Origin of the sequence: Breoghania corrubedonensis (genome assembly GCF_003053845.1) — a bacterium.
GTDB classification, from domain to species: Bacteria; Pseudomonadota; Alphaproteobacteria; order Rhizobiales; family Stappiaceae; genus Breoghania; species Breoghania corrubedonensis.
On the sequence record NZ_QAYG01000002.1, the window covers coordinates 238,279 to 255,210 of the forward strand.

The 16,932-nt window shown below is 64.2% G+C and carries 17 protein-coding genes; 10 read left to right on the forward strand and 7 right to left on the reverse strand.

Going from position 1 to position 16,932, the window contains the following annotated elements:
- The first annotated feature begins 52 nt into the window (after positions 1–52).
- Positions 53–871, forward strand: a complete 819-nt coding sequence (locus C8N35_RS09170) for a transglutaminase family protein (RefSeq protein ID WP_107989379.1) — start codon at positions 53–55, stop codon at positions 869–871.
- A gap of 318 nt (positions 872–1,189) precedes the next feature.
- Entirely contained in the window at positions 1,190–1,921 is a 732-nt protein-coding gene (locus tag C8N35_RS09175) for a proteasome-type protease (RefSeq protein WP_107989380.1), read from the forward strand.
- Between the two features lie 37 nt (positions 1,922–1,958).
- On the opposite strand, the gene C8N35_RS09180 is transcribed toward C8N35_RS09175, so the two are convergent.
- The 3 genes from C8N35_RS09180 to C8N35_RS09190 all read right to left on the reverse strand — a co-directional run bounded on the left by C8N35_RS09180 (position 1,959) and on the right by C8N35_RS09190 (position 4,398).
- Complete coding sequence (locus C8N35_RS09180) at positions 1,959–2,729, reverse strand: SDR family NAD(P)-dependent oxidoreductase (RefSeq protein ID WP_107989381.1); 771 nt, start codon at positions 2,727–2,729, stop codon at positions 1,959–1,961.
- 209 nt (positions 2,730–2,938) lie between these two features.
- The gene (locus tag C8N35_RS09185) at positions 2,939–3,718 is read right to left on the reverse strand and encodes an ATP12 family chaperone protein (protein ID WP_107989382.1); all 780 of its coding nucleotides are present in this window, start codon (positions 3,716–3,718) and stop codon (positions 2,939–2,941) included.
- The gene (locus C8N35_RS09190) at positions 3,715–4,398 is read right to left on the reverse strand and encodes an HAD-IA family hydrolase (RefSeq protein WP_107989383.1); all 684 of its coding nucleotides are present in this window, start codon (positions 4,396–4,398) and stop codon (positions 3,715–3,717) included. Before C8N35_RS09190 ends, C8N35_RS09185 begins: the two co-directional genes overlap by 4 nt.
- Positions 4,399–4,719: 321 nt before the next feature.
- Between C8N35_RS09190 and C8N35_RS09195 the strand changes: the two genes are divergently transcribed.
- Both C8N35_RS09195 and C8N35_RS09200 read left to right on the forward strand, forming a co-directional pair.
- Entirely contained in the window at positions 4,720–4,929 is a 210-nt protein-coding gene (locus tag C8N35_RS09195; RefSeq protein ID WP_107989384.1) for a cold-shock protein, read from the forward strand.
- A gap of 305 nt (positions 4,930–5,234) precedes the next feature.
- The gene (locus C8N35_RS09200; RefSeq protein WP_210203482.1) at positions 5,235–5,648 is read left to right on the forward strand and encodes an ester cyclase; all 414 of its coding nucleotides are present in this window, start codon (positions 5,235–5,237) and stop codon (positions 5,646–5,648) included.
- A gap of 387 nt (positions 5,649–6,035) precedes the next feature.
- Here C8N35_RS09200 and C8N35_RS09205 read toward each other — a convergent pair whose 3' ends face one another.
- Both C8N35_RS09205 and C8N35_RS09210 read right to left on the reverse strand, forming a co-directional pair.
- Positions 6,036–8,222 (reverse strand): pyrroloquinoline quinone-dependent dehydrogenase, encoded by a 2,187-nt coding sequence (locus C8N35_RS09205; RefSeq protein ID WP_107989386.1) that lies wholly within the window; start codon positions 8,220–8,222, stop codon positions 6,036–6,038.
- Positions 8,223–8,278: 56 nt separating this feature from the next.
- Positions 8,279–8,668 carry a hypothetical protein gene (locus C8N35_RS09210; RefSeq protein ID WP_210203463.1) on the reverse strand — a complete coding sequence of 130 codons (390 nt, stop codon included), beginning with the start codon at positions 8,666–8,668 and terminating at the stop codon, positions 8,279–8,281.
- 388 nt (positions 8,669–9,056) lie between these two features.
- Here C8N35_RS09210 and C8N35_RS23845 point away from each other — a divergent pair, with 388 nt between their 5' ends.
- Complete coding sequence (locus C8N35_RS23845) at positions 9,057–9,218, forward strand: hypothetical protein (RefSeq protein ID WP_170122058.1); 162 nt, start codon at positions 9,057–9,059, stop codon at positions 9,216–9,218.
- A gap of 58 nt (positions 9,219–9,276) precedes the next feature.
- Here C8N35_RS23845 and C8N35_RS09215 read toward each other — a convergent pair whose 3' ends face one another.
- A complete protein-coding gene (locus C8N35_RS09215; protein WP_107989387.1) occupies positions 9,277–10,269 on the reverse strand; it encodes an RluA family pseudouridine synthase in 993 nt (330 codons plus the stop codon).
- A gap of 91 nt (positions 10,270–10,360) precedes the next feature.
- Positions 10,361–10,864: a peptide-methionine (R)-S-oxide reductase MsrB gene (msrB, locus tag C8N35_RS09220; RefSeq protein ID WP_245926740.1), complete on the reverse strand. Its 504-nt coding sequence runs from the start codon at positions 10,862–10,864 to the stop codon at positions 10,361–10,363.
- A 547-nt stretch (positions 10,865–11,411) separates the two neighbouring features.
- On the opposite strand from msrB, the gene C8N35_RS09225 reads away from it, so the two are divergent.
- The 5 genes from C8N35_RS09225 (at position 11,412) to crcB (ending at position 16,916) form a co-directional block, all read left to right on the forward strand.
- Entirely contained in the window at positions 11,412–13,973 is a 2,562-nt protein-coding gene (locus C8N35_RS09225) for a patatin-like protein (RefSeq protein WP_107989389.1), read from the forward strand.
- Positions 13,974–14,008: 35 nt separating this feature from the next.
- Positions 14,009–14,785: a sterol desaturase family protein gene (locus tag C8N35_RS09230; protein WP_107989390.1), complete on the forward strand. Its 777-nt coding sequence runs from the start codon at positions 14,009–14,011 to the stop codon at positions 14,783–14,785.
- 128 nt (positions 14,786–14,913) lie between these two features.
- On the forward strand, positions 14,914–15,714 hold the full coding sequence (locus tag C8N35_RS09235) for a sterol desaturase family protein (protein ID WP_210203464.1): 801 nt from the start codon (positions 14,914–14,916) through the stop codon (positions 15,712–15,714).
- Positions 15,707–16,513 carry a sterol desaturase family protein gene (locus C8N35_RS09240; RefSeq protein WP_107989391.1) on the forward strand — a complete coding sequence of 269 codons (807 nt, stop codon included), beginning with the start codon at positions 15,707–15,709 and terminating at the stop codon, positions 16,511–16,513. Before C8N35_RS09235 ends, C8N35_RS09240 begins: the two co-directional genes overlap by 8 nt.
- A gap of 22 nt (positions 16,514–16,535) precedes the next feature.
- Positions 16,536–16,916: a fluoride efflux transporter CrcB gene (gene crcB / locus C8N35_RS09245; RefSeq protein ID WP_107989392.1), complete on the forward strand. Its 381-nt coding sequence runs from the start codon at positions 16,536–16,538 to the stop codon at positions 16,914–16,916.
- The last annotated feature ends 16 nt before the right edge of the window (positions 16,917–16,932 follow it).

Below are 16,932 nucleotides of genomic sequence, written 5' to 3' on the forward strand. Positions count from 1 at the left end.
GGCCGCCATCCTGCACCCGATCTGGCCTCAAAAGGCAAAGCCGGACCAACCGATGCGCATTGAAATCAGCCATTCCACCCACTACCGCTACGATGCCCCGGTCGCCCAGTCGGTGCAGCATCTGCGCCTGACGCCACCCTCCGATACCGGCCAGAGCGTGCTGGACTGGCATGTGGAGACGCCCGGTATCGAAAAGGCGCTGAGCTACACCGATGCCTTCGGCAACGTCGTTCACCTGATCACGCAAGGCCGCATCGGCGACACCATGACCATCACCGCCAGCGGCGTGGTCGAGACGCGCGACAACCACGGTGTCATTGGCCACTTGCCGGAGGGGATGCCCGCGCGCGTCTACCTGCGCCAGAACGAGATGACGCGGCCGAGCCCCGCCATCCGCAAGCTCGCCTCCATCATCGAACGGCCCGACGACGTCATCTGCTATCATGCCCTGATGAACGCACTGCGCGACCAGGTCGCCTACCGCACCGGGGTCACGGAAACCCACATGCCGGCGGCGGAGGTTCTTGCGGCCGGCGAAGGTGTCTGCCAGGACCATGCCCACATCTTCATATCGGCAGCCCGCCATGCCGGCGTTCCCGCACGCTACGTCTCCGGCTATCTGCTGCTGGAGGAGGACGACGACGCTTCCGAGGCGCATCATGCATGGGCCGAAGTGCTGATCGAACCGCTCGGCTGGGTGGGTTTCGACGTCTCCAACGGGATATCCCCGACGGATCACCATGTGCGCCTCTCGGTGGGGCTGGATTCCCGTTCCGCGGCTCCGATTCGCGGTGTACGTTGGGGTGGAATGGAAGAGGCGCTGTCCGTTGAGGTCCGTGTCGACCGAGCCGCACAACAACAGCAGCAATAGCCGCCGTGCGGACCGCACGATTGTGCGAAGCGGATCATGGTGCGAAACGGATCGTGGAAATGACCTTCCCGAGCCCCGCCCGCTCCCCGTATCAGGCTCGAACCGGCACTGCGTAGCCTCCCCGCCCGGGAAGGCCCCAATAGCGCGATGCGGCCGGCTGAAGCTAGGAGGGAACGGCCATGCGGGCGACGGAAGGAGCGCGGGCCGGCGCGCGTTCAAATTTCGGCGGATGGTTTAAATGATGAGCCTGCGCGAACGCCGCCTCCCGTCTCGATCACAGAACGGACCCGGTTTTCGCAGGTGCTCCGAGGAACGGAAATGACCTATTGCGTCGCGTTGCGGCTTGACCGTGGACTGGTGTTTGCCGCCGACACCCGCACCAATGCGGGGCTCGACAACATCGCCACCTTCCGCAAGATGCACATCTTCGAGAAAAAGGGCGACCGCGTGATCGCGATGTGCGCGGCAGGCAATCTCGCCGTGACGCAGTCGGTGATCTCGCTCTTGCGCGAGCGCGCCCACGACGAAACTCTCGGCCAGCCGACGATCATGACCGCCTCCACCATGTTTCAGGTGGCGCGCGTCGTCGGCCAGGCGGTGCGCGACGTGCGCGAGATCGACGGCGACGCGCTGGCAGCCAACAGCGAGAATTTCGGCGTGTCCTTCCTGCTCGGCGGCCAGATCGGCACCGAGGCACCCCGCCTCTTCCAGATCTATTCCGCGGGCAACTTCATCGAGGCGACCGAAGACACCCCCTACTTCCAGATAGGCGAGCACAAGTATGGCAAGCCGATCCTCGACCGCGTCACCCGTGCGGACATGTCGTTGGGCGATGCGGCGAAGCTGGTGCTGATCTCGTTCGATTCCACGTTACGCTCCAATCTGTCGGTCGGCATGCCGATCGACCTGTTGCTCTACAACCGCGACACGCTGGAGGTGAGCCGCCAGACCCGCATCGAGCAGGACGACGAATATTTCCGGCAATTGTCGAGCGGCTGGTCGGACGCCCTTCGCGACGCCTTCTCCCACCTGCCGCCATTCGACGTGTGACCGGCACAAGCCGGTCACACGTCAATGCGCTCCCGCCTCAGATCGAATCCACCACGCCGCCATCAACGCGCAGACTCGCTCCCGTCGTGGCTGAGGCCTGTTCGGAACAGGCATAGACGATCATGTTAGCGACCTCTTCCACCGTTGCCGCGCGCTGAATGATCGAGCTTGGCCGGTTCTTCATCACGAAATCGGCGGCCACCTCTTCCAACGACTTGCCGGTCTTCTTCACCTCTTGCGACAGCATCTCCTCAGCGCCGTCTGAAAGCGTCGGCCCCGGCAGCACGGAATTGACCGTCACGCCCGTGCCGGCAAGCCGTTTGGCCAGACCGCGCGCGAATGAGACGTCGGCGGTCTTGGTCACGCCATAGTGGATCATGTCGGCCGGAATGTTGAAGGCAGATTCCGAGCCGAGCAGAATGATCCGTCCCCAGCCCTTCTCAACCATTGCAGGCGCCAGCGCGCGCGACAGGCGCACCGGGCCCATCACGTTGATCTGCCAGTGCCGCTCCCACTCCTCATCGTCGCTCGCGAAGAAATCGGCAGGCACGAAGATCCCCGCATTGTTGACCAGGATATCGACGTGACCGACGGACTTCGCCAGCATCGCGCAGCCTTCGGCGGTGGCAAGATCGCCCGCGATGGCGCGTGCGCCGATCTTGCCGGCGGCGGCCGAGGTCGTCTCCTCGCTGCGACCATTGACGATCACGTCGGCTCCGGATTCGGCAAGCGCCTTCGCCGTGGCAAAGCCGATACCCTTGGTCGAGCCCGTCACGAGGGCGACCTTTCCAGTGAAGTCGAGCTTCATGTGTCATGTCCTTTTGCAAATCGTGGGATCGGCGGCTCCGTGCCCGCATCGCGCGAAAGGTCGGCGCGCAATGCGAGACGCACGCGATAAACCGCCCTTGCGCTTCCTCCCTATGTGGAGCGCACGACGCCTCCGGCAACACTGGCGGGTGACCGAAATCCAGTCATTGAGATCATGAAGATAGGCGGCGGATGTCGGCGACCGTGCCGTCAGCCCAGCATCTTCAGCACAAGGACGGCGGCATCGAATTCGACGCGCTTCTTTTCGCGAAGCCGCATGGCCTCTGCGTCCTGGCCCCACTGTTCCGCGTTCCAGTCCTCGTCCAAATAGGCCGCCGCCCAGGCCTGATCGGCATCGATACGGCCCGCCGCCAACGCCAGCGCCAGCAGCACAGAGCCGGTGAGCGTCGTCACCGTATAGAGGCCTGCCAGTTCCAGCGCGCCGAACCGGCCGACAGCCCCGCGGATGGCGGCAAGAGCCTCCTGAGGCTGGTCAATGGGCATGATGCCCTCGATAAGCACGAGCCGCGCGCCCAGGTCTTGTTCCGCCCATTCGAGCACCGGTCCCCAGATCGCCTGCTGGCGCTGCGCCAGCCGCTCCGGCCCGTCGGCGCGGTAGCAAAGAAGGTCCGTCCCGGCATAGGCCGCGATCGCATCGGCCACTTCCGCCTGCCTCGCCGGAACCGCCTCGATGCCGGAATTGACGATCCGCGTCAGATGCATGGCGCCGGGATCGATGACATCGACCTGGTCCCGCCATTCCTGTGCCACCGCCTCCGCCAATTCGGCAAGCGGCAGCGCAAGCACCATTTTCCCGGGCGTCTTGACCGTACGCCCGTCGAGAAGGATCACATGCCCTTCATCGCGCGGCTCCACGGAAACGTCCTTGTAGAAGCGCTTGGGCAGTTTCGGGCGCATCATCTGCTGCGCCTTGCGTATAGGATCGACGTCGCTCTCCAGCTTCTGCGGTTCGAAAAGATCGTTGCTCATGCGACTTCCTCCGCATGCCAGCCGAACCGGCGGCCAAGCTCCGGCACCAGATCGGCGAAGTCCTCGAGAATGACGGCGGCCCCCGCCTGCGTGAGAAGCGGACGGTCGTGATAGCCCCAGGAAACCCCTAGCCCTGTCACGCCCGCGTTCTTCGCCATCTCCATGTCGTAGCTCGTATCGCCGATCATGACGGTGTTCTGCGGCCTAACCCCGGTTTCCTCCATCGCCTGGAGGATCATGCCCGGATGCGGCTTGGACGGTGCGCGGTCGGCGGTCTGCACGCTCACGAAACGGCCGTGCAGGTCATGCACCTGCACCATGTGCTCGACCCCGCGATAGGCTTTGCCGGTCGCGACTCCCAGCAGCACGTCGTCGCGCGCATGAAGCATCTCGATCGCGGCCCGCGCACCGGGATATAGCGGATCCTGCCCGCCACCGGCCTTGCGTTCGGCGATCTTGGAGGCGCGATAGGCATCCGCCATTTCCTGAACGAGATGGCGCTCCGCATCGCCGACCAGCCGGTCGATCGCGATCTCGAGCGACAACCCGACAATGCCGAGGCAGGCCGCGCGCGGCGGCGGCGCCAGCCCCACCGCGGAAAATGCCGCTTCCATGCCGGAAACGATCGTGTCCTGACTGTCGATGAGCGTGCCGTCGCAATCGAAGAGTATGAGATACATGGGCCGCGTGTACCGGTTCCGTTCCATTGGGCCACGATGTGGCGGGTTTTGGAGACAGGGTCAAGAGTGCCGTGCCAGGCATAGACCGGCTACTCCGCCCGCACCTGATCGGACCACGCGTAAAGATGCAGCTTGTATTGTGGAAAAAAAGGCCCTATGTTGCGCCTTACCGATATTTGGCCAAGTTGGCTCGCAAACGCCCATTCCATGACTGGCGCGCTACCGTTTCAGACTTTTTCAAAATCGACAGCTGAGCGTTGACGGGGCGCAAATGTCTTGCGCGCCGAGACAGCGCATATCTAGTCTTGGAAGGACTATACTATGACTACGGGCACCGTTAAGTTTTACAATGGCCAGAAGGGCTTTGGTTTCATTCAGCCGGACGGCGGCGAAAAGGACGTTTTCGTCCACGCCACGGCTCTTGAGCGCGCCGGGATCTCCGATCTGCGCGAAGGCCAGAAGGTTTCCTTCAGCACCGAAGTCGATTCCCGCTCCGGCAAGACTGCCGTCAGCACGATCGAACTCGCCTGAGTTTGCGCCAGGCCCCAAGGCCTGCAACGCAGAAAGCCGCGACCTCCGGGTCGCGGCTTTTTTTATGCCTGAATGGCGGGCATGGCACCTGGGCAAGCCGCATCCCTCGCCCTTGAAGGGAGCGATCAAGGGCGGCAGGCCCCTTGCCAGATATGGTGCCGGCGCCGACAAGCTCCGCCGAGCAGATGGCTGCTCACAGCAGTTGGGCTCTCGCAGAAATCCGCGAGCGCCCTTGCGTCCCAGATGACAGCTTTGCGGACAAAGCGGTCATGCTGTTGCGTCTTCCGGTCTGCCCGTTACAGTCCATGAGAACGGCATACGGAGGTGGATCAGTGACGCGAGAGGAGATCATAGAGTCCTACCGGGCATATATCGCATGCTTGAACAGACAGGACTGGCAGGATCTCCATCACTATGTTGCCGACCAGGTGGAATACAACGGCGCCACAATCGGGCTCGACGGCTACCGAGACATGCTCGTTGCGGATTTCCGTGCGATTCCCGATCTCTCCTTCAATATCGCGGTTCTTGTCTGCGACCCGCCGATGATTGCCAGCAGGCTCGCATTCGACTGCACGCCGGTGGGCCAGCTCTTCGGTTTGCCGGTGAACGGAACGCAAGTCCGTTTCGATGAGAACGTCTTCTACGAATTTGGCGAGGGCAAGATCCGGAGGGTCTGGTCCGTCATCGACAAGTCAAGCATAGCCGCTCAAATCTGAAAGTCCGCAGGACGCCACGGGCTCGAAGCCGATGTTGCTCGAGACTGGGTGCGAGACTGGCCGCGCCCCTCAACGCACAACACATCTGGTAAGGGCTTGCAGGGGTAGCGGTCCCCTCGCTTGCTCCGAACCTGCCGCCTTCCCCCCACCCGTACGGCCGAAGAGGCCGCCCGACCTCCCCTCAAGGGGGAGGCTGACCGTGGGGCTCACTCCGTTCGCGGGTCTGCACCCGCACAATATCTGCCGCCGAGTGCCGGATGGGCCACATCCGCAGGATGACTTTATCGTGTTGTTCTATCTACAAATTCCACAACACACATAACGTCATCCTGAGGAGCCCGCGCAAGCGGGCGTCTCGAAGGATGGGCCGCGCGCGACCTCCCCCCATCAACTCGCGTTCTGCGGCAACGCGTAGACCACCAGATAGTCGCCCACAGGCGTTTCCATAAAGTGGTGGCCGCCGGCGGAAATGGCGAGATACTGCCGGCCGTCGACCTCATAGGTCATCGGCGTCGCCTGCCCGCCGGCCGGCAGCTGGTCCTGCCAGACGACCTTGCCCGTCTTGACGTCGATCGCGCGGATCAGATCGTCCGTGGCCGCAGCCACGAAGACGAGCCCGCCCGCCGTCGTCAGCGGTCCGCCATTGTTGGGCGTGCCGATGGTCAACGGCAGCCGGCTCGCGATGCCGAAGGGGCCGTTGCGCAGGGCCTCGCCCAGCGGCTCGTCCCAGAGCGTCTCGCCGCTCGCCAGGTCGATTGCCGTGATCCCGCCATAGGGAGGCTCGGTGCACGGCATGCCGGTCAGGCTCGACCGCCAGCCGGCGTTGACGTCGATGGCATAGGGCGCGCCCGCCTGCGGGTCGCCCGCGCCTTCCGCCTTGGCCGGAATGGAGCCGTTGTCTTCCTTTGCCCGCTCGTTGATGGGTTTCAGCCCCATCTCGTCCGCCTTCTTGCGCGCAATGAGCCGGTTGTAGTTCGGAACGTCGTTGTAGTTGGCGATCAGGATGCCATTCTTCGGATCGACCGACACGCTGCCCCAGTCCGAGCCGCCATTGTAGCCGGGATACTGGATCCACGGCTTGTCGGCGCTGGGCGGCGTGAAGAAGCCGTCATAGTTCGCCCGGCGGAACTGGATGCGGCACCAAAGCTGGTCGAGCGGCGTCGCGCCCCACATGTCCTTTTCCGTCAGCCTCTTCTTGCGAAGCGTGTGATAGGCGGAGGTCGGCTGCGTCGGCGACAGGTTCTCCGGCTCCACCCCGCCCGAAGGCGCATCGACGGACTTCACGGGGAAGAGCGATTCCCCCGTGCGCCGGTCGAGGATATAGAGATCGCCCTGCTTCGAAGGCAGGATCACTGCCGGAACCTTGCCCTTGTCGGTCGGGAAATCGACGAGCGTCGGCTGCGAGCCCAGATCGTAGTCCCACAGGTCGTAGTGGACGGTCTGGAAGTGCCAGGCCGGCTTGCCGGTGGTGACATCCAGCGCGACGAGCGAGGTCGCCCACTCGTTCTCCGCATCCGAACGGTTGCCGCCGTAATAGTCGACGGAGGAATTGCCGAGCGGCAGGTAGACGAGGCCGAGCTTTTCGTCGCCCACCGGCGCCGTCCACATGTTGGGCGTACCGCGCGTGTAGGTCTCACCATCCGCCGGCTCGCCGGTCAGCTCCGGGTTGGCGAGGTCCCACGCCCAGGCGAGCTTGCCGGTCACCGCGTCATAGCCGCGAATGACACCGGAGGGCGCATCTTCCGCCTCCCCGTCCTTCACCTGCGCGCCGGTGACGATCACCCCGCGCACGATGGCCGGCGGGGCCGTCACCGCATACCAGCCGGGCACCTTGTTGCCGATGCCGTCCCACAGCGAAACCGCGCCGTTATCGCCGAAATCCTCGCAAGGTTCGCCGGTCTTCGCATCCACCGCGATCAGCCGGGCATCGAGCGTGCCCTCGATGATCCGCGTCTTGCAGGCGGCTGCGTCGCCGGCCTGCGGGTTGACGTAATAGGCCACGCCCCGGCAGCTCGCGCTGTAGGGAATGGCGTCGTCGGAGACCTTCGGATCATACCGCCAGTTCTCCTTGCCCGTGGCGGCATCGACCGAGATCAGGATGTTTTCGGCCGAGCACATGTAGAGCGAATGGCCGACCTTCAAGGGCGTGCCCTCCCAGGCGTACTTGCCCTTGGCCCGCTCGCTCGGCATGTCGCCGGTGCGGTAGACGAAGGCACGCTCCAGATTGCCGACATTGCCCGTGTTGATCTGGTCGAGCGGCGAATAGCGCTGTGCCTTCGGCCCGCCGCCATAATAGGGCCAGTCGGCGCCGACGGCCTGTGTCGCCTGAGGCTGGCTGCGGTCCGTGCCGATATCGGCCGTTTCCGCAGCCCCACTCTCGCCGGCGGCGCCGGGCGAGACGGCAGGACGCTCACCATCCTCATCGGCGGGAACCGGGGGAAGCTGGGATTGCGCGGTGGTCGGTTCGTCTTGAACCGGGTCGGATGAGGTTTGCTGGGCAAGGACGGCCGGGACTGCGCTGACGCAGCCGAGGCCGAGCGCGAGTGTCAATGTCGCGAGGTGTCTGGATGCCATGGGTCACGGCTCCTTCCGCTGTCGTTCCAAAGTTGAGGTTTTCTGTCCGGGTCGGCTCAGTCGTTCTCGGCGCGCTTCAAAACCGGAATGGTCGCCGCGACGAGCAGGAGCACGATTGTCGGCGCGAGCAGACGCGGAAGCTGCGCCCACCAGTCGAAACCGACCTCCCAGAAGGCCCACACAAGCGTGCCGAGCCAGGTAACGAGATAAATCGAAAAGGCCGCCATCGACGTTCGGAAAAGAAAGATCGACGTCGCCAGCAGGCCGACGCCGGAAATCGCGTAATAGTATGACCCGCCAAGCGCGATCAGCCATACGCCGCCGGCGAAGATCGCCAGCCCGAACGCGAGCAGCACCACGGCAAGCGCCATGGTGAGCCAGTAGCCGATCCCGTGCTCGGATCGTTCATGTTCGTGGGGGTGAGTGGAATAGGTTGCAGTGGTCATCGGAAAGCTCCCTTCGTCTGCCGTGAAGCGCGGCAAGCGATGCCCTGCTTCATTTCCGGCCAAACGCGTAAGCTCTCCGGAGGCTGTGTCGCCCCTCCCTCCGGATCGTCCAACGTCAGTGCCTCGCCGTGTTCGGCGGGCCGTCATACAAGGCGCATCACAAACATGAGGCGCAACATGGCGTTTCGTCTGGCTGGCTCGTTCCCGATGCAGGTCATCGCGAATTCTTGCAGCATGCGAGGCCAACGTGCGCCGGCGCCTTTCGTTCCACAATCCGGCCACACGATCTTCAAGATCATGCCGGCGGCGTGACGAACCGCGACTGGACAGCCGCACCCTCGCCGCCTATGGCTGGGGGCGGACCACGTCACCAACAGGGCGGAGAATCGTGACCAAGGCCATCGCACTGTTCTTCGTGCTCGTCGCACTCATCCAGTTCATCCGCCCCATCGGCTGGCCGGGTCTCACCCGTCGCAAGGACGCCTGGAAACTGGTTATTGCCGGCTTCGTGTTTTCGGTCGTTGTGGTGGGCTGGTCGCTGACGCGGTAGGCGCTGAGCGGCAGGCACGCGGGGCGCGCACATGCCGTTGGAGACGCGCCCTCCCGGATCACACTTCCGCTTCGTCGTCTTCGGGATCGTAATCGGAGGTATCGAAGCCGAGCAGGTTCCACGACTGCTGCATGTGCGGCGGCAGCGGCGCGGTCACATCAAGCTTTCCGCTGCGCGTGGGGTGCGGAATGATGATGCGGCGGGCCAGCAGGTGCAGCTTTTTCTGCATTCCGCCGGGAAGTTCCCAGTTCTCGATGTCGAAATACTTCGGATCGCCGAGGATCGGATGGCCGATATGGGCGGTGTGGGCGCGCAGCTGGTGGGTACGGCCGGTCACCGGCTTCAGGCTCAGCCAGGCGAGATTCTGGCCGGCATTGTCGACAACGGAATAGTAGGTCATCGCGTGCTGGGCGTCGTCCTCGCCATGACGGACGATGGCCATTTTCTCGCCGCCCTCCTCTTTGGCCAGATAGGTCGAGATCTTGCCCTGGCGCGGCTTCGGCACGCCCTTGACCAGCGCCCAGTAGACCTTGCGCGCCGAACGCGAGCGGAAGGCTTTCGTCAGTGCCTGCGCGGACTTGCGCGATTTGGCAACGATCAGGCAGCCGGCGGTGTCCTTGTCGAGCCGGTGAACGAGGCGCGGCTTGTCGCCCGACTTGTCTGCGAACGCGTTCAGCATGCCGTCGATGTGCCGGGTGGTGCCCGACCCGCCCTGAACCGCGAGGCCGGCCGGTTTGTTCAGCACCATCAAGTCCTTGTCCTCATAGAGGACCATCGCCTCGATGGCCGAGCGGTCGTCGTTGGAGACCTTTTTCGGCGCCTGTTTCTCGATCTTCTTGGGATCGACGCCGAGCGGCGGAATGCGGATCTTCTGGCCCGCCGCCACCCGCGTGTCGGTCTTGGCGCGGCCGCCGTCGACGCGCACCTGGCCGGTCCTGACGAGCTTCTGCAACTGGCCGAAGCCGAGACCGGGGAAGTGGCTCTTGAACCACCGGTCGAGGCGCATTCCGGCCTCGTCTGACGTCACGGTGCGGGTTTCGATGCCGCTCATTTTTGGCGCTTTCGCTGGCGTTGGATGTGTCGCGCCTTATAGCGTCAGCGGGCCGGGAAAGCCATTCCCGCATCACGAGAATTCGTGAAGATCAGGCCGGCTTGAACGTCATCGCCACGCCGTTGATGCAATGACGCTTGCCGGTCGGCGGCGGACCGTCGTCGAACACATGGCCGAGATGGCCCCCGCAGCGGCTGCAATGCTCCTCGGTGCGGGGAAAGATGAGCATGTAATCGCTCTTGAAGGCGACCGCCTCCGGCAGCGTGCGGGTGAAGCTCGGCCAGCCCGTGCCGCTGTCGAACTTGTCGGCGGAGGCGAACACCGCCTGGTCGCAGCCGGCGCAATGAAAGGTGCCTTCGCGCTTCTCGTCATTGAGCGGCGAGGAGAAGGCGCGCTCCGTCGCCTCTTCGCGCAGGACGGCAAACTGCTGGTCCGTCAGGAGCTTGCGCCATTCCTCTTTAGAATGGGAAACCTTGAAGGCCTCTCCCGTCTTGGCGTTTACCTGAAAATAGGTGCCGCCCGCGAGACCGCCGGCAAGCACGATGGCGGCCCCGCCAAAGAGCATCCTCCGCCTGCTGATCGTTGCGCTCGCCATGGCTTCCTCCTGATCGCTGTCGTGGCGGGGAAAAATCGCCCCCTGACCACATGATACATAGCGCCCGATACATAGCGCCCAGGGGCCGCCGCGTCATTGCCCGGACCAGGCCAGGCAGGTCACTTCACGCTCCTCCCGCTACAACTTCTCTTGACCGCACCGTGAGCCGGCCATGGCCTGCCTGCACCATCGCGCCCAACGGCGGGGATAAACCGTAATCGGCCCGAATCCGCGCTTTTTTACGTTTTGAATCGCGACTGATTTTTCTCGAATTTCATCGAATTTCATCGAATTCGGGCAAATGACGACACATCTTCAAACAATCGGCGAAGAGGCGGAACTTGTCCCCGCGCGCCCTTCACGACGGCTCTTCACGTCCATCGGGAGGGTCCCCGATGGCACGCTTAAACCTTGCGCGAGGCTTCGCGGGAGTGGATGCTTTGCCGCAACGTCTCGCCGGTTATCCCCGACCGGACAACGGCGGCAAAAACCGCACCGGCCCAACGCGCGAACAAGCGGGCGGCAAACGGATGGCAGGAAGCATTTCATGAAGGAGATCGAACTGCGGCTGGCGCTGGTGCTTTATGGCGGCGTGTCGCTGGCGATCTACATGCACGGTGTCTCGCGCGAGGTGCTGGCGCTGGTGCGCGCCTCCAGCGCCCACGCACGCGCCCGGCAATCGGCCGAGAGCGACCCGCCAAGCCACCCGCCAGCCCACCCGTCAGACAATCCGCCGCGCCCGTCCTCGCCGGTCGAGGTCGCGTGGGAGAAGGTTTTCGCCGCGCTGTCGGAAACGGTGGAGCTGCGTGTCGTGGTCGATGCGATATCCGGTGCGTCGGCCGGCGGCGTCAACGGCATCATGCTGGCGCGCGCGCTGGCCCACGACCTGCCGCTCACCGACCATCGCGCGATGTGGCTTGAAAACGCCGATGTCACCCGTCTCGCCAAGCCGCAGGACGGCCTCACCCGCTATTTCAAGCGCACCGTCTCGCCCGTCATCGACCGTCTGGTGGCCACCACGCTGAAAAGCCAGATCGACGACCCCGAAACCCGCGAGAAGCTGCGCGCCTTCGTCCAGTCGCGCTGGTTCACGCCGCCGTTTTCCGGCGAGCGTTTCGCCGGATGGATGCTGGACGCCTGCGCCCGCATGGACAGCCAGTGGCGCGACGGCGCAACCCTGCTGCCGCGCGGCCACCGGCTCGACCTTTTCGTGACGCTGACCGACTTTCACGGCCGGCGCCGCAAGATCTTGCTGGAGAACCCGGTCGAGCTGGAGGAAACCGAGCACCGCCGCATCCTGCATTTCCAGGCCATCCACCGCGCCGGCGGTATCGACAGCGACATGGGGCGGGAAAACGTGCCGGACATGGTCTTCGCCGCGCGGGCCACCGCTTCCTTTCCCGGCGCCTTTCCTCCGGCAACGATCGCGGAGATGGATGGCCTGCTGGCCGAGCGCGGCGATCCCTGGCCCGATCGCGAGCGCTTCCTGCGCGAGACCCTCGGGGTCGATCCCGACGAGGCTGTCCCGCCGGTCTTCGTCGACGGTTCCGTGGTGATGAACAAACCCTTCGCCCCGGTACTGGACGCGATCAGCGACCGGCCGGCCATGCGCGAGGTCGTGCGCCGGCTGATCTATGTCGATCCGATGCCGGAAATCGAACGCCGCCCCGTGGACCGGGAGACCGTGCCGGGCTTCTTCCGCATCATCCTCGCCTCGCTTTCCCAGATCCCGCGCAACGAGCCGATCGGCGACGAACTGGAGGAGCTGGAGAGCGCAAACCGCAAGGCCCGCCACCTGACCGATCTGATCGCGGCGACGGATCCGCTGGTGGACCGGGAAGTTTCCGCGATCCTGACCCGGGAGGGAGACGACGCCCCGACGGTTCAGCGCCTGCGGGCCTGCCGTCAACTGGCGAATACGCAAGCCCACCGGCAGGCGGGTTTCATGCACCTGCCCTACCTCAAGCTGAAACTCGCCGCGCTTTCCAACCGGCTGACGAAACTGATCGCCGGACTTGCCGTGGAAGGCGGGGACCGCGTCCTTGAACGCGAGATGGAACGGCGGATCGAGCGCTATCTGCATCGGTTGCAGGAGGACGCGCGGGCGGAGGCAGGGACTGGCGACGACGGGCCGGTTCCGCACACGGTCGCCGATTTCCTGCGCGGGCTGGATGTCGACTACCGCATTCGCCGGCTTCGCTTCGTCATCCGCCGGCTGAACGACCTCTATAACTGGCCGGAGATGCAGGTCTTTGACCAGTCGTCGGAGATGATGGACGAGCTGAAGGCGACGCTCTACGACCAGATCGAGCGGTTGTCGCACTACTGGCGGGCGGAAAGCCACGATCAGGCGACCCGGCTCGCGGCGCGCCAACTCGTGGCCTGCCCCGCCGACGACGAGGACCTGCTGGCGCATTTTTTCGGCGGGCTCACCCGCACCATGGCGCTTGCCGAGATCGACAGGCTGCACGACGACATCTTTTCCGTGATGAGCTTCGCCTTCATCGCTCCGCCGCTGCGCCGTCGGCTGACCGGCGCCTATATCGGCTTCGCCTTCTACGATCTGGTCACCTTTCCGGTGATGCAGCACCGCGAATTCACGGAGGTGAACGAGGTGCTTGTGGAGCGCATTTCGGCCACCGATCCCGGTGCGCTGAGCGAACAGCCGATAAAACTGAAGGGCGCCGCGCTGTCGCTCTTCGGCGCCTTCTTCAACCGCGCCTGGCGCGAACACGATTACCTGTGGGGCCGGCTCAACGCCGCGGATCGGCTGCTGTCGACCGTGCTGACGGCGGTGGGCGAGCGCATTCCGGCCACTCTCGACCAGGATCAGTTGCGAGCCGGGATCTTCGAGGCGATCGTGGAGGAGGAAGCCGCCCACCTCACGGCCGATCCGACACTTATCGATTCGGTACGCGAACGCATTGCCGCGCGCTACGGCTCGAAAGGGCTGTCCGATCCGACACAAGACGGCAAGCCGAACGGTGGGCCCGACAGCTTCGCCGCGTCCGCTCACCCAGGACCGGAGCTGGCAGCACATTTCCCCGACAAGGGCGAAACCGGGCCGATATCCAAACCGGAAGATGACGGCACGTCCGCCACCCGCTAGAATTCCCGCAACGGAAACATTCGTGGGGACGACCGGTGATTGCGATTGCGCAAGGCTGGACTGGCTTCGTCGTGCTTTGGGCCGCCGCCTATGCCGGTCTCGTCGCGCTCTATCTTTTCATGGGGCTGGCGCTCGTCGCCCTCAACCGCCGGCACCCGGAGCGCCGGATCCAGCCGGAGCGGGAGCCTTCAGGCGCGGCTGGACAGATCAGGCAAAGCTTGATCGCGCTTGTCTCCATCGCAGGCTATCTGGCCGGCGGGCTTTCGCTGCAGGCAAATGGCTACGCCCTGTTTGCACCGGGCGATCTGACGGCGACGTCCCTTGCGCTCTGGGCCGTCATCTCGTTCGTCGTCTACGACACATGGTTCTACTGGGGCCACCGGATGATGCACACCAGGGCGTTCTACCGCTTTCACGCCCTTCACCACCGTGCGATCACGCCCTCCACCTGGACCAACAATTCCGACAGCTTTGTCGGCGCGGCCGTGGAACAGGGCTACTTCCTTATCGCGCCGCTTCTTCTGCCAATCCCGCCGGTGGTCCTCATCATTCACAAGATCTACGATCAGGCGAGCGGTATGGTCAGCCATTGCGGCCATGAATATGTCGCCTCGCGCACCGCGCGCGCGCCATGGCCGCTGCTTTGCACGATTTTCCACGACCAGCATCATTCCAACTTCCGCTGCAATTTCGGCAATACGTTCTCGCTGTGGGACCGCGCCATGGGCACGCTTCATCCAACCTATGACGTGTCGGTCGAACGCATGGAGCACCTCGACAAGGTGCGAGCGAGCGATGCCCCGGGCACTTGAAAACCTGCGCGACGGTGCCGGTTCGTTTGCATCGCAGCAAGACGTGAACTAGGTTTGCGCTTTCCGGCCCCCGCCCGCCCAATCGGGACATTCGGCGACGGGCCGCGCGCTTTTTCGGGATTGTCAGGATGGGTCTTGCCGCTGCCGCTCTGGGACTGCTTGTCCAGTACGCGATGCTGTTCGCGGCCATCTATGCGGTGACGCTCGTCGTCTATTTCGCGACCGGGCTCGCGCTCACCTGGGTAAACCGGCGCCATCCCGAGCGCCGCATCCAGCCCGACCGCGACGGCTCAAGGCGCATGCGGCGGGAAATCCGCGCGTCGATGAAGGCGCTCGCCACGTCGTCCGCGCTGATTTCGTCCGGCTTCTTCGCTCAATTGAATGGCTGGACGGTCGCCCCGCTGGAAGCGTCCTGGTGGTCCATACCGGTGATGTTCGTCGTCTCAATGGTGCTGTTCGACGCCTGGTTCTACTGGGGGCATCGGCTGCTGCACCTGCCGGCTCTCTATCGCTTTCACGCGCCGCACCATGCCTCGCTCGCGCCCACCGCGTGGAGCAACGACAGTTCCACCACCGTCGATACGCTGATCGAGCACGGCTACTACTTCGTGATCTGGTTTATCCTGCCGATGCCGGCCGCGGCTCTCTTTGCCCAGCGGCTCTACGATCAGGTGTCCGGCATGATCGGGCACGCGGGTTTCGAGTATTTCGCCTCGCCCACCGCGCGCTGGCCCTCGCCGCTGATCTGCACCACCTTTCACGACCTGCATCATTCCGGCTTCCGCTACAATTTCGGCAACTTCTTTTCGCTGTGGGACCGGATGATGGGAACCGTGGATCCGCGCTACGACGCGATGGTGGAGGAGTTCGAACACCCGGCGGCCGGCGGCAAGGCTGCCGTGGAAACCGGAGAGGGGACACATGGCTGAGGGGCTTATCGGCGCGGGCACGCTGTTCATCGACTTCCTGCCCTGGTGGGCGACGGTCTATGCGGTGAACGTGTTTCTGTATTTCGCGACCGGCTGGGTGCTGGTCGCCATCCAGAACCGGCATCCCGAGCGCCGCATCCAGCAAAACCGGCGCGGCGAAAAGCGGATGAAGAAGGAGATCCGCCAGTCGGTGATCTCGCTTCTTGTGACCGACGGCTGCCTGGCGGGCGGGCTCTTTCTGCAATATCGCGGGCTGACGCTCGTCGAGCCGCTGGCGCTTTCGTGGTGGTCGATACCGGCAATGTTCGCCGTCTCGATCCTCGCCTTCGATGCCTGGTTCTACTGGATGCACCGCTTCATGCACACGAAGCTGATGTATCGGTTCCACGCCGAGCATCATCGCTCGGTGGCGCCGACCGTGTGGAGCACCTACAGCGACGATCTGGTCGATGCCTTCGTCATGCAGTGCTATTACCTGTGGGCGCCGCTGGTGTTGCCGATCCCGGCGCTGGTGCTGCTTGGCCACCGGATCTACGACCATTTCAACGGCACGATCGGCCATTCGGGCTTCGAGTTCTGGGCGGGTCCTGCCTCGCGCGCGCCCTCTCCCATGGTCTGCGTCACCTTCCACGACCAGCACCATTCACGCTTCAAGTACAACTACGCCAACTTCTTTTCCTTCTGGGACAGGCTGATGGGCACGATCGACCCGAAATACGACGAGGCCGTCAAGGGCTTCGAGCAGCTCGGCGGCAAGGCGCAGGAGACGCCGGAAACGGCGAACCGGCCGGCGGAATAGGCGCAGCGGATAAAGCAAGAGAATGAAACACCTCCTCCTCGTCGCGCTGGGCGGCGGCATCGGCGCGGCGGGCCGCCACCTTGTCGGCCTCTACATGATGCGTCAGTTCGGCACCGGTTTTCCCTACGGCACGCTGACGGTGAACGTCCTCGGCTCGTTCATCATGGGTCTGCTGATCGCGATTCTGTCGCGCATGGACGGTTCGTTCCAGAACGTGCGCCTGCTGGTCGCCACCGGCATGCTGGGAGGCTTCACGACGTTCTCGTCCTTCTCGCTCGATTTCGCGACGATCTGGGAACGCGGCCACATGGAGCTTGCGCTGGGCTACATGCTGATCACGGTTGTCGCCTCCATCGGCGCACTGTTCGCCGCGCTGTGGCTGGTGCGCGGACTGGCGGGATAGGCGGGAAGGATAGCCC

Bases quoted from the DNA above. Each gene is read 5' to 3' on its own strand.
- C8N35_RS09215 (WP_107989387.1), bottom strand. From the start codon at position 10,269: ATGAGCGGCATCGAAACCCGCACCGTGACGTCAGACGAGGCCGGAATG.
- C8N35_RS09175 (WP_107989380.1), top strand. From the start codon at position 1,190: ATGACCTATTGCGTCGCGTTGCGGCTTGACCGTGGACTGGTGTTTGCC.
- C8N35_RS09200 (WP_210203482.1), top strand. From the start codon at position 5,235: ATGAGAACGGCATACGGAGGTGGATCAGTGACGCGAGAGGAGATCATA.
- C8N35_RS09235 (WP_210203464.1), top strand. From the start codon at position 14,914: ATGGGTCTTGCCGCTGCCGCTCTGGGACTGCTTGTCCAGTACGCGATG.
- C8N35_RS09210 (WP_210203463.1), bottom strand. From the start codon at position 8,668: ATGACCACTGCAACCTATTCCACTCACCCCCACGAACATGAACGATCC.
- C8N35_RS09205 (WP_107989386.1), bottom strand. From the start codon at position 8,222: ATGGCATCCAGACACCTCGCGACATTGACACTCGCGCTCGGCCTCGGC.
- msrB (WP_245926740.1), bottom strand. From the start codon at position 10,864: ATGGCGAGCGCAACGATCAGCAGGCGGAGGATGCTCTTTGGCGGGGCC.
- C8N35_RS09240 (WP_107989391.1), top strand. From the start codon at position 15,707: ATGGCTGAGGGGCTTATCGGCGCGGGCACGCTGTTCATCGACTTCCTG.
- C8N35_RS09185 (WP_107989382.1), bottom strand. From the start codon at position 3,718: ATGAGCAACGATCTTTTCGAACCGCAGAAGCTGGAGAGCGACGTCGAT.
- C8N35_RS09195 (WP_107989384.1), top strand. From the start codon at position 4,720: ATGACTACGGGCACCGTTAAGTTTTACAATGGCCAGAAGGGCTTTGGT.
- C8N35_RS09170 (WP_107989379.1), top strand. From the start codon at position 53: ATGCGCATTGAAATCAGCCATTCCACCCACTACCGCTACGATGCCCCG.
- C8N35_RS09225 (WP_107989389.1), top strand. From the start codon at position 11,412: ATGAAGGAGATCGAACTGCGGCTGGCGCTGGTGCTTTATGGCGGCGTG.
- C8N35_RS09190 (WP_107989383.1), bottom strand. From the start codon at position 4,398: ATGTATCTCATACTCTTCGATTGCGACGGCACGCTCATCGACAGTCAG.
- C8N35_RS09180 (WP_107989381.1), bottom strand. From the start codon at position 2,729: ATGAAGCTCGACTTCACTGGAAAGGTCGCCCTCGTGACGGGCTCGACC.
- crcB (WP_107989392.1), top strand. From the start codon at position 16,536: ATGAAACACCTCCTCCTCGTCGCGCTGGGCGGCGGCATCGGCGCGGCG.